A 12,270-nucleotide genomic window follows, 5' to 3' on the forward strand; every position below is an offset into this window, starting at 1 on the left:
ATGCTAAAATGATTTTAGGTATAAAAGGCAAAAACCACAGTATGATTCTGTGGTTTTTGAAAAAATATATAAATCTACTTGTTGTTTTCATGACAAACTTGAAAAAACTTTCTTGCTTTCTCTCTTAATTCAGCAAAGTCACTTTCACTATAGCCCTTTTTCCCTTTTACGATAGAACTACCCACACCTAGTGCTGTTGCCCCTGCCTCAAGAAATTTCAAGGCGTTAGTTACATCGATACCTCCAGTTGGTACTGTTGGTATTTGTGGCAGTGGTCCTTGAATATCCTTTAAATAATTTACTCCCATTGTGCCTGCAGGGAAAATTTTAACTAAATCTGCACCATTCTCATAAGCAGTGAGAATCTCTGTTGGTGTGAGTGCACCTGCAATACAGAAGATCCCCTCTCTTTTGACTGTGTGTATCGTTTCCACGTTAACAGTAGGTGTAAGAATAAACCTAGCCCCAGCCTCAATCGCTTGGATTGCCTTTTCTGGTGTAAGAACGGTTCCAGCTCCAACAAACATCCGATCTTCAAACTTCCTGCTCATCTCACTAATAATCGTCAATGCATGTTCAGTGTTGAGCGTGACCTCAATAAACCTGATTCCCTCTTCATATAATGTTTGAAAGATTTGTTCTGCATCTTCCACCGCTATACCTCTTACAATCGAGATAATCTTATGCTCCTTAAATTGTTCAATTTTCATAGATTGCTCTCCTTTTTTACCTTTCAACATCATCTGACGTTGAATTCATAAATTGAGATAATTGTTCACGTTCTGGCAGTCCTTCAATATCTCCTTTTACCTGTGTTGCGAGGGCTCCAAATGCATTAGCCCTTTGAACAGATTCATATAATGATAGATTATCCAGTAAGCCTGTTATAAAACCTGCTGCAAAGGCATCTCCAGCTCCAATTGGATCCACTACCCGATTTACCTTATAGCCTGGAACATATTCTACACCTTCATTCGTGATGACACTTGCTCCTGCTTCTCCCAGCTTGATTACAACCATTTTGGCTCCCAATTCAAGTAGGTTATCTCCTATTTCCTTTACATCATTTGTTCCAAACAAAAATTCACCTTCACTAATCCCAGGTAAGACGATATCTGCTTGTTTGGCAATATCAAGTAAGGTTTGCCGGGCAATATCTTCTTTCCACAGAGTCTTCCGTAGATTTGGATCAAATACGACTTGGACCCCATGTTCTTTCGCTATTTTAATGGCAGCCATTACTGCTAGATGGCAGGATTTGCTCAACGCAGGGGTAATACCCGATACAAATAAATATTTTGCTTGGCTAATATATGAAGCGTCGATGTCCTCAGGAGAAAGACGACTTGCCGCTGAGTTACTTCTGTAGTAGAAAACCCTCGTTTGATTTTCTCGTAAATATTCTTTAAACATTAAACCTGTTGGGGATTCATTATCTTCTTTTACAAGAGTTAGATCAATATCCTCTCCTCGTAAAAACATCAATAATCCTTTTCCAAACTCGTCCTTTCCGACTCTACTAATCCACCCTGCTTTATACCCCATACGGGATACGCCAATTGCCACATTTGTTTCGGATCCCACAAATGTTTGAGAGTACTGATTAGCATATCGTAAATAGCCTTGTTTGTTTGGCGTAAATAGACCCATGGTTTCCCCTAAGGTAACGACATCAAGCTTTGATGGATTCATCCTTCATCACCACTCTGCAACTGTGCCGTCGTCATTACGCCATACAGGGTTTTTCCAGTCATGACCAATCTTTGCGGCTTCTCGAACTTTCTCTTCATTTACCTCAACACCCAAACCAGGACCTTTTGGAAGGGAAACAAATCCATCCTGATACTCAAATGTCTGAGGGTTCAAGATATAGTCTAATATGTCATTCCCTTGGTTGTAGTGAATTCCTAAACTTTGTTCTTGGATAAAGGCATTCGGTGAACACGCGTCTACTTGTAGACATGAAGCAAGAGCAATCGGTCCTAATGGGCAATGTGGTGCCAGGGCTACATCATAGGCTTCAGCCATTGCAGCAATTTTCCTTGTTTCTAGAATTCCACCCGCATGTGATACGTCTGGTTGAATAATATCCACAATTCCTTGTTGTAAAAGTTCTTTAAACCCCCAGCGTGTATACATTCTTTCGCCTGTTGCAATTGGTGCTGATGTATAACGTGCAATTTCTTTTAACGCTTCATTATTTTCAGGAAGGACCGGTTCCTCAATAAACATTGGACGATATTGGTCAAGTTCTTTAGCAAGAATTTTTGCCATTGATTTATGAACCCGTCCATGAAAATCGATGCCAATTCCAAAATCACTACCCCCAACTTCACGGACAGTCGCAATACGTTCTATAACTTTTTCAACCTTAGAAAACGAATCGATATAATGTAATTCTTCAGATGCATTCATCTTAACTGCTGTAAAGCCTGCAGCTATTTGCTGTAATGCTGCTTCCCTGACATCACTAGGACGATCCCCGCCAATCCAGTTGTAGACTCGGATTTTATCTCGACTTGCTCCACCTATTAAATCGTAGACAGGCGCGTTATAAAATTTCCCTTTAATATCCCATAATGCCTGCTCGATCCCTGAAATGGCACTTGTCAGGATTGGACCACCTCTATAAAAACCTGCGCGGTACATCACTTGCCATAAGTCCTCAATTCTCATTGGATCTTGTCCAATGATATAGCTGCTCAACTCTTCTACTGCTGCTTTTACAGTATCTGCACGACCTTCAACGACTGGCTCCCCCCAGCCAACAAGTCCGTCATCCGTCATCACTTTAAGAAATAGCCAACGTGGTGGTACCTTAAAAAGCTCTATACTTTTAATTTTCATAAATACTCTCTCCCTTTACCTTCATTATTAATTTGTTTAATAATTGAGTTGCAATTGGATGTTTTCCATATTGATTGATTAACTTCCAAGTAATGATAAGCACCGAGCCTTTTCCGTCTCGATGGTGGACAATTGAACCTCCATTTTGTCCTAACCATCCTTGGAAATACCCTGCTAAAACATTAGATTCCTCTGCAAGTCTAGGACTTCCAAACATGTTTATCGTTCGTTTCGTTCCCTCTTTTTTATAATCCGCAAAAGGGATAACATAATCAGGGAACAACTCAGATCCTTCCCAGCCAACTTCAGGGTGAAAAGGTACACCATTAAACCATTCTGTGTTTATATAGTTCATCGATGAAGCACGCGGCCAGCTTTCACCTGGTGGTAGTTCTCGGAAAGGATAATGACCATTTTCCTCCAAATGATCTCCCGCCTCTGCTAAGAAAATCGCATGACCACCAGTATGAATATGCGTAAATATTTCTGCATCTAAGTGATCCGTGACCACAATTACATCCTTTTCCAGTTCACTCGTTACTTCGATGTCGTGATTTACTAATTGGTTTGAGAATTCCTGTGGCAAATGATGAACATATACAGTTGAATCAAGCTTTTGAAAGGCATGTTTATTCGTAAATGTGAATTCTTCCACATTTGAAGCAACAACCTGACCACAAGAGATTAACACTAGTTTTAATTGTGCAAATTCGGAATTGCTAACCGCCGGAACTGTAATATAAATTCCATCTTCTGTTTTCCAATACGTTTCGTCATTCATATTAAAATGTATTTCACCATTTAACGTCTCATAGGGTTGTTGATTAGCATCGACAAATTCCCACTTAATCGTTACTTCCCTTAAATGTGCTAAGTCATTCACCACTACGATATCAAAATTTGTTGATTCCCCCGACCATAGATTCCTATTTGAAATATCAGCTATCACACATGTAGGTCCATTAAAATCTACTAATCTATTAAATTCTTCTTTTGGCTCTCTCATGAAATCCAACCAGCCATTTGTTTCCCATTCAATATCTGTGAACTCTGTGACAACATACCCAGCAATTTGAGGTCTTTTTCTCATTTCTTCAATTAAAGATTTAACACCTCTAAACATTCTTTTTTGGGAGCTTACTGCAAGGTTCTCTAAATCTCCCAAAGCCTCCCTGATTCCAAATTTCGAATGATTAACCAATGCTGTTGTTGGCTTTTTATAATCATCTTGATGGGTGCCATCCCCTTGATTCACAAACCACCAAGGCTCTTTCCCTTTATAGTAATTACGTAGTTTTTCTATACTTGGTAACCCCCACATTCCAAATTCTGAAATTAGAAGTGGTTCTCCGTTGGATTGGTACCCCGTAACAAAATTTCTTTCACATTGTCCAATCACATATTCATCTAGATCATTTTCCCATTCTTTGATTTGTTCGGGTAATGCAAAATAACGATGATGATCGTTAATATCTGTTTTAACGTGAGTCCAGCCACTATTATCGCAATACAATCTTGATGTATCCCATCGCTTTACTTCATCAAATAGTTTTGCAACATGGTCTTGTTTTTCTATATCAAACTCAAGATCCCACTCTAATCCCCATTCTTCATTGTAGATGGACCAGATAATAATGGAGGGATGATTGTAATCTCTTATCATCATTTCATTTAATAGTTTCACAAAACGTTTTTGTGCTGTTGCCGTCCATTTCACATAATTTGGCGGCTCTGCCCAAATTAACATTCCTAGTCTATCTGCCCAGTATAAATAAACCGGCAACTCAGCTTTAATATGTTTACGCAACAGGTTAAAACCCATGTCTTTCGCTGCTTGTAATTCTTTTTGAATGTACTCAACAGACGGTACAGCATAAATTGTGTCTGGGTAAAACGCTTGATCTAATGCACCTCGGATGTAAATTGGCTCATTGTTTAAATAGATACGGCCATTCTTTTGTTCTACTTTTCGATATCCGAACGTTGTTTGATACGAATCAACTTTCCCCTTTGATTCTACAGTAACCTCAATTTCATAAAGATAAGGTGTTTCTGGTGACCATCTTTTCATATCATGTACATTTAAAATCGTTTTGAAATGAGTCAAGTTGTTCGCTTCTTGAAAAATTGGAAGAGTTGTTTCCACCATTTCTAACGTTCCTGAAATACTTTCCTTATCTCCCCATTGTTCATCACGAAGAGAATGTCCTTTAATGACAAAGTTTATAGAGGTAGATTCATTTATTTCACCAGTAACAAATGAACTGATTTCAAGGCTATCCTGATCAATATTCGGTGTAACAAAAGCGTTATAGATAAATGTTTTTGCTCGCACTTCTAATTTAACAGATTGCCAAATCCCGCTAACACGAGTATACCAACTACCCTGTTTGCCAATCGGTATTTCCGCATTGGCTTCATAATCATATACTCGAATGGATAATTGATTGTCGTCTTTTATAAGTGTAGATGGTATGTTAAATTCAAACGGTGTAAATCCACCTTCATGCTCTCCTATAAATTGACCATTCCACCACACTCGACATGAATAATCGACGGCACCGAAACACAAATAATAATCATGGTGTTGTGATAGATTCTCTATTTTCACTTGTCTCTCATACCAGGCAGCTCCATTATAAGAAACAAATTGGTCTCCTTCACGCTGCCAAATATGTGGAACTTCAACACTTATTGCATTCGGAATACTCCCTGTATACCAAGATTCACTTTCACCTTTATTTTTTGGATCAATACCAAAATTCCAACTTCCATCTAAATAATTAGTTTTCCGCATGATGTTCCATCCCTTTTATAGATTTACTTTATTCCAGTCATCGTAATTCCTTTAATAATATGCTTTTGGAAGAATATGAACACGATAATAGCTGGTAAGCTTGCAAGAACGTTTGCGGCCATCGGTATCATTAATTCAGCTGTGTAAGCACTTTGGAATGTCGGTATTCCAACTGGCAGAGTCATCATTTTCTCTTCATTTACTGCGAGGAATGGCCATAAAAAGTTATTCCAAGAAGTAATAAATGTAAAGATACCTAGTGCAGCCATTGATGAACGAGATAGCGGTAAGAAAATGCTCCAAAAGATTCGCAATGTACCTGCTCCATCTATTTTTGCTGCTTCTACCAACTCATTTGGGATTCCATCATAGAATTGCTTCATTATAAAGACTCCTAGTGGTGCTGCCAATCCTGGTAAAATAAGGGCGCTATAACTGTTAATCAGACCAAAGTCCATCATAATTTGAAATAAAGGAATAATTTTTGCTTCAACTGGAACCATTAATCCACCAATAATCAGCCAAAAAATAAAGTTTTTCCCAATAAATTTTAAACGTGATAAAGCAAAAGCTGCGAGTGATGTTAATACAATGGTTACAACGGTTGTTACAATAGCTACATATAAACTATTCCACGTCCATCTCCATATAGACGCATTATTCAACACATAACTATAATTATCTAAGGTAAATGGCGCTTTTACTAACTCACTAATGACAGTAACCGCCGTTCCTCCTGGTTTTAATGCTGTCATAAACATCCATAACACAGGGATTAACCATATGAATACAAATAGGTAGCCGAAAAGATGTAATAACTTTCTACTTGTTGTTGTCTTCTTTTTGACAGATGCCACTGTTTTCCTCTCCTTCCCAAGTACAAATATCAATCTTTATTTTGAAAGAACTTAAATTGAATGAATGCAAATACGATTGTTATGGCGAAAAGAACATAAGACATGGAAGATGCTACCCCCATTTGTTGCTCGATAAAGCCTTTTTCATAAATGTATTGGACTAATGCTCTTGTTTCTGTACCAGGTCCACCATTTGTCATCAAATAAGGCTGACCAAATAATTTAAATGAATTGATAGTTTGTAATACGACTGTTAAAAGCATTACACCCTTTAATGAAGGCAGAGTGATTGATATGAACTGTTTCCAAGAATTAGCTCCATCCATTTTTGCTGCCTCATAATATTCATCTGGAATTTCCTGTAGACCTGCAAGAAATAAGACCATGTTAAACCCAACTGTCCACCAAATTGTTGCTATTAAAATGGATACCCAAGCAAGATTTTCGTCGCCAAGCCAAAATATTTCTTTCGCGATTCCCATTTTATGGAGAAATGTGTTTAATAAACCTGTATAAGGTTGTAAAATAAATACCCAAATACTTGCGATAACCGAAATCGATAGGACATAAGGAAGGAAAAAGACAGAGCGCAGAAAGGTTGTTCCTTTTAATCCTGCATTAACTAATAACGCAATTCCCAATCCGACAAAAATGAGAGCAGGCGTTGAAATTAATACAAAAAGGATGGTATTCCCCAATGCTTCCCAAAAGTAACTATCTTTGAACATGGTGATGTAGTTTTGGAATCCTACAAAGGTTGAATCCATTCCTAATGTCCAATCATGCAAGCTTATGATAAAACCTTTAATGATCGGGTAAAGCATAAACAGACTATATACAATTAAAAAAGGGGCTAAGAATAAATAGGCTTTCAAGTTATCTCCCCTAAAAAATTGAAACTTCACGGGTGTTACCTCCCTTTATTTAATAGAGGTTCTCGATTTTTCATTTTAGAATCGAGAACCTCTATTATTTTTTTATTTACTTAATAATGCGTTCACTTCTTTTTCTGCATTTTCAAGTGTATCTTTAGCATTGGACTGACCATTCATAAATAGGTTTAAATGCTTTTTAAGGACATCATTGATTGCTGATAGTTTTGGAGAGTTCGGCATATAAGATACGTAGTCACCAATTTCAGCATAGTCACTTCTATATTCTAATTCTTTAAACTCCGGAGATTCTAAAATAGCTGGTTTACTAGGAACATGTCCCGCTTTAGCCCAGGACGCTGAATGTTCAGTAATCCAATTTGCAAATGTTAAGCTGGCTACCTTTTTCTCATCAGTTTGTTTTTCTTGTTTTGGAATCACAAATAAATGTGAGTCACCCCATGTAGCTGGCTGATCAAAGAGTTGGGGAATAGGTAATGCAACAAACTCAAGTCCTTTATTTTGTTCTAGTGCACCTGTCATCCATACACCATTCATATGAATAGCAGCTTTTTGAGCAGTGAATAGTTCTCCGCCGTTTTTAATATTTTTTGGCCATAATTCGCCTTCAATCATCTCATTCAATAGATCTAGCGCTTCTAAAGATTTCTCATTATTAAATGCAGCTTTCGTTCCATCTTCATTTAACATCTCTCCACCTAGTTGGCTGTAGAAAGTCCACCACATACGTAGTGGCGAATCACCATTAGATGTTGCAGATAATGGGAAAGTACCTGCTGGTGAATTTTTCTTTACTTGTTTTAAAAATTCTACAAATCCTTCTGCACCTTCTTCAATTGATGGCTTACCATCAGCATCTAATAACCCAGCTTCATCAAGGATCTTTTTATTGGCAAACATGATAAGTGCATGGGTATCTAAAGGTATTGCATAGTGTTCATTATCAATGATTGTAGCGTTTAAAATATTTTCACTAAAAGTTGTCCAATCGATTTTTGCATCTGTTGAAGACTTCTCAATACTTTCTATTAAGTTAGCAGATTGAAGTTCAGCAAGTTTAGACGCATGTGCTAACGCAACATCCGGTGCCTGCTGTGATGTTACAGATGTTCTAATTTTTGTATAGTATTCTTCTGCTTTTAAGTTTAAAAGTTCCACTTTAACATCTTTGTTTTCTTCGTTAAATTTAGTTACTAACTCTTTCATAAAATCTCCGTCGCCGCCGCTTAATGGAGCCCAAAAAGTCAGTTTAGTTACACCATTTCCTTTACTTGAAGAAGTTTCCTCATTTCCTCCACTAGAGCACGCGATAAGTCCAAACGCTAAAACAAGTATCAACATGAATACGCTTACCTTTTTCATCTTAAATTGCCTCCTCCTATTTGACTATAATTACAAGAGTTATTATTACATGTTTATATGTTATATAGCAAGTATTTATATAATAAAAAATTAGATTTTTCATTATATTTTATTTTTCCCAATTATTGAGGGGTTAAGTTTAAATGGACTTATTCCTGATAACACCAACATTTAACTATATTTTGGCAATCTCTTGTATATTATTTACAAACATATTATTATTAAATTAATTGTTACAACAAAACATAGAACAAAACACAAGTTGATACTTTTAACCACATGAATACTTGTAATAAAGGGAGAATATTATATGAGAACACTACATGTAACATTAGAAGAAGCCATAGAAATATGTAAAACTCTGGCCCATGAACACCGAATGAAGATGCTTCGGATTTTAAGTGAAGGTCCCATGAACGTTAATGACTTATCAGAAAAGATCGGGATTCCTTTTTCGACAGCAGCGTTAAATGTAAAAAAATTAGAGGATGCGGAACTAATTTCAACAGAAATTGTCCCCGGAAGAGGCACTCAAAAAGTAAACTCAAAAAGATACGACCGTATTATTATTAATTTGACTGAAGATGAAGCCGTAGAAGAGAATATCATTTCTATTAAAATGCCGATTGGCGAGTTTGTAAATGTTGACATCGTGCCAACCTGCGGCCTTTTAAGCCACACAGGAATCATTCATTCCCAGGATGATGTACGTTCATTTTATGAACCTGAACGGAAGCAAGCCCAACTTCTATGGTTTAAATCAGGATTCGTTGAGTATCATTTCCCTAATCGAATCCCATACGGTTCTAAAGTGGACGAATTAAATTTTTCTATGGAATTATGTTCAGAGGCACCCTATCACAAATTGGATTGGCCATCTGACATTACTTGTTGGGTTAATGACGTTGAGATAGGGATGTGGACGAGTCCTGGAGATTTTGGTGGTGAAAGAGGATATTTAACACCATCGTGGTGGGGAACAAAAAACACTCAATTTGGGCTATTAAAAAATTGGACTGTTACTAGAACTGCTAGTTTTATTGACGGTGTAAAAATATCAGACATAGGTTTAGATCAATTAAAATTATTGGAAAAACCATATATTTCATTGAAGTTAGGCGTGAAGAAGGATGCAGATAATAAGGGTGGAATGAACTTATTCGGGTCCAAATTCGGAAATTATGAACAAGATATTGTAATGGCCATTAAACATATAAAATGAAACAATTAATAATTGAGACCAAAAAGATGCAGCCAACTCATTCAACCTGAGATGATTTGGCTGCTCTTTTAATGAAAAAAAGGGCAGTCAATTGTGACCACCCACTTGAAGTATTATTGTATAAGTTTCAAGGTTGAATCCTGCATATACCAATTTTCTTCCGGAATGATATTTGATACCGTCAAAATAAATGATGGAATTCTTTCAACATCAAAAACAATTGCACCTATTTTCTTCGTGAACATGAGAAAGGCGTCACCATGTGAATAAGATGATAAATCATTTCCGATTTGAAGCAATGACATCAAGACAACTTGTTTTTCTTCGGCCTCAATGAAGACTTGCGGAGAGAATCTTAAAATCCATTCATCTCCCTCAATCGAAAATCGGTACATCACTCATCACCCTTTATCAACCATTTTTATAAGAATATGAGGCTGAAAAAAATTTATGTTCAGATAGATTTATTAATTTTGAAGATTGCATGAAAATACGTTTTATTGGGTAAAAAAGCGCTTACTTTCCTTGACTGACCAAAAATATTGATGTATATTTTAAGTGTCATGTATCATTAATTGAATAGTAATAATATTAACTTTATGTACATGATAATATTTATCTTTGGCACTTATAAAAAGTGTCTTGAAAGGCTTAGGAGGATATTGTAAATGCAAAACGGTAAAGTAAAATGGTTCAACAATGAAAAAGGTTTTGGTTTTATCGAAGTTGAAGGCGGAGACGATGTATTCGTACATTTCAGCGCTATTACTGGCGAAGGCTTCAAGTCTTTAGAAGAAGGCCAAGAAGTTTCTTTCGAAATCGTTGAAGGAAACCGCGGACCACAAGCTGCTAACGTAGTAAAACTTTAATCTAATGACTAACCAAAGGCTGGCGAATACCGTCAGCCTTTTTTCTATTTCTTCAGGTGCCTTTTTGAAAATGGACATTCAGTACAGTAACTGATCATCATGTCAGCTTTTTTCCATATTCCTGCAGTTTTTCCCCAACGGTGCATTGTGAAATACAAAACCGATGGGCAATCCTCCTGCCTCCATCTTGTTTAAACTGTTGATGGACAAAACAGCCATTACAGTATTGGCCTAATAGGGATTCAACATGATTAAACAGTTCTCTTCTACTGGAATTTTTCACGAGTCAAAGGCACCCCGTTTCTTAAATTATTTGTGTCTTTGCAAAAATTTCTTTCCCCTCTAACGCCTGAGTAGCCAATTTATCTGCTTCTTTATTATCATTTCTTGGAATCGGTGTGTACTTTGGTGTCAGCGAAAGTGCCTTGATTTTTTCTTCAATCCTGTCTAGCCAAGTATTGAGCACATCCTCATAGCACGGCCATTCTCCTTCAAGCTGCTTTAAGACTACCTGTGAGTCCCCTTTAAATTCACAAGGAAGATGATGCACACCTAATTCCTCTAAAAGCGTTAATGCATAATAAAAGGCTGCATATTCTGCTTCATTATTTGTTTCCAATTCATCGAACATTTCGTTGGCCCTAATTCGATATTTCTTTTTACCTTGTTTAAAAAATATAACCACACCAAGACCTGCTGTATTGGTTTCCTTTTGAAATCCTCCATCAAAATATACAGTGATTTCATGAGGATCATCTTCAATCTCAGTTACCAGCTTTTTCAGTTCCTTTAATATCCACGATGTACCTATCTCATCATAAAAGTAGATGTCACTTGCTTTCCCTAGCTTTTCAAGCTCTTCACCAGCTTGTATTGCCAATTCTGTAGATATCCAATCAGAGGTGAATTGTATTTTTTCATTTCGGCCTGTTTTATAATTCCACTCAAGTTTATATTTCATGATTTTCAACCTTTCTAAAGAAGATTTCTGAGTTGAAAAGAAAGAATTTATCATCTTTCCCGACAGAATACCCCTTCCTCAAGGAATGTGAAGGGCGAAGCCTAATGAGTATAGAGGGGATAAATGTCGGTTGGCGATATCCAAAACCTTCCTCCCTATGCCACAATAAGAACAAATATTCCTATAAGGTGAGGCGAAATATATGCTAATAAATAAGGCTTTCAAATTCCGCATCTACCCAAACAAAAAACAAATGGAACTGATTAACAAAACCATTGGTTGCTCAAGATTTGTATTCAATTTCTTTCTTGGCAAACAAAAAGAAAAAGATGCTTACTGGTATATCGTCGAAGAAATGAGGTAAAACGGTCAGCTACCAGCGAATAAATGGAAAGGCAAATTCTTAAACAAATATGAAACAGTGAAATCACTTCCGGAACTAAAGAACCATTATTCATTCTT

Annotated in this window: 13 protein-coding genes; 3 read left to right on the forward strand and 10 right to left on the reverse strand. The window is 36.8% G+C overall.

All coding sequences use genetic code 11. From position 1 onward, the window contains the following. Positions 1-74 precede the first annotated feature (74 nt). From CHI06_RS28310 to CHI06_RS28340, 7 genes are all read right to left on the reverse strand, one after another. Entirely contained in the window at positions 75-710 is a 636-nt protein-coding gene (locus CHI06_RS28310; protein WP_095251967.1) for a bifunctional 4-hydroxy-2-oxoglutarate aldolase/2-dehydro-3-deoxy-phosphogluconate aldolase, read from the reverse strand. A 16-nt stretch (positions 711-726) separates the two neighbouring features. After that, on the reverse strand, positions 727-1,692 hold the full coding sequence (locus CHI06_RS28315; protein ID WP_095251968.1) for a sugar kinase: 966 nt from the start codon (positions 1,690-1,692) through the stop codon (positions 727-729). 6 nt (positions 1,693-1,698) lie between these two features. After that, positions 1,699-2,847, reverse strand: a complete 1,149-nt coding sequence (gene dgoD / locus CHI06_RS28320; RefSeq protein WP_095251969.1) for a galactonate dehydratase — start codon at positions 2,845-2,847, stop codon at positions 1,699-1,701. Next, positions 2,837-5,644, reverse strand: coding sequence for a glycoside hydrolase family 2 protein (locus CHI06_RS28325; RefSeq protein WP_095251970.1), 2,808 nt, complete (start codon positions 5,642-5,644; stop codon positions 2,837-2,839). Before CHI06_RS28325 ends, dgoD begins: the two co-directional genes overlap by 11 nt. 23 nt (positions 5,645-5,667) lie before the next feature. After that, on the reverse strand, positions 5,668-6,501 hold the full coding sequence (locus CHI06_RS28330; RefSeq protein WP_257009499.1) for a carbohydrate ABC transporter permease: 834 nt from the start codon (positions 6,499-6,501) through the stop codon (positions 5,668-5,670). Between the two features lie 29 nt (positions 6,502-6,530). Beyond that, positions 6,531-7,406, reverse strand: coding sequence for a carbohydrate ABC transporter permease (locus tag CHI06_RS28335; protein ID WP_257009500.1), 876 nt, complete (start codon positions 7,404-7,406; stop codon positions 6,531-6,533). Between the two features lie 72 nt (positions 7,407-7,478). Beyond that, positions 7,479-8,756, reverse strand: coding sequence for an ABC transporter substrate-binding protein (locus CHI06_RS28340; RefSeq protein ID WP_095251971.1), 1,278 nt, complete (start codon positions 8,754-8,756; stop codon positions 7,479-7,481). Positions 8,757-9,066: 310 nt separating this feature from the next. Here CHI06_RS28340 and CHI06_RS28345 point away from each other — a divergent pair, with 310 nt between their 5' ends. Next, entirely contained in the window at positions 9,067-9,978 is a 912-nt protein-coding gene (locus CHI06_RS28345) for an ArsR/SmtB family transcription factor (protein ID WP_095251972.1), read from the forward strand. A 113-nt stretch (positions 9,979-10,091) separates the two neighbouring features. Here CHI06_RS28345 and CHI06_RS28350 read toward each other — a convergent pair whose 3' ends face one another. After that, on the reverse strand, positions 10,092-10,373 hold the full coding sequence (locus CHI06_RS28350) for a hypothetical protein (protein WP_095251973.1): 282 nt from the start codon (positions 10,371-10,373) through the stop codon (positions 10,092-10,094). A 273-nt stretch (positions 10,374-10,646) separates the two neighbouring features. Between CHI06_RS28350 and cspD the strand changes: the two genes are divergently transcribed. After that, positions 10,647-10,847, forward strand: a complete 201-nt coding sequence (cspD, locus tag CHI06_RS28355; protein WP_026563856.1) for a cold-shock protein CspD — start codon at positions 10,647-10,649, stop codon at positions 10,845-10,847. A 97-nt stretch (positions 10,848-10,944) separates the two neighbouring features. Here cspD and CHI06_RS28360 read toward each other — a convergent pair whose 3' ends face one another. Next, positions 10,945-11,130 carry a zinc-finger domain-containing protein gene (locus CHI06_RS28360; protein ID WP_095251974.1) on the reverse strand — a complete coding sequence of 62 codons (186 nt, stop codon included), beginning with the start codon at positions 11,128-11,130 and terminating at the stop codon, positions 10,945-10,947. A 21-nt stretch (positions 11,131-11,151) separates the two neighbouring features. Next, entirely contained in the window at positions 11,152-11,808 is a 657-nt protein-coding gene (locus CHI06_RS28365) for a reverse transcriptase-like protein (protein WP_095251977.1), read from the reverse strand. A 253-nt stretch (positions 11,809-12,061) separates the two neighbouring features. On the opposite strand from CHI06_RS28365, the gene CHI06_RS30885 reads away from it, so the two are divergent. After that, positions 12,062-12,172, forward strand: a complete 111-nt coding sequence (locus CHI06_RS30885; RefSeq protein WP_373558176.1) for a helix-turn-helix domain-containing protein — start codon at positions 12,062-12,064, stop codon at positions 12,170-12,172. Positions 12,173-12,270: the final 98 nt, after the last annotated feature.

The organism is Bacillus sp. 7884-1 (assembly GCF_002272245.1).
Lineage (GTDB): Bacteria > Bacillota > Bacilli > Bacillales > Cytobacillaceae > Neobacillus.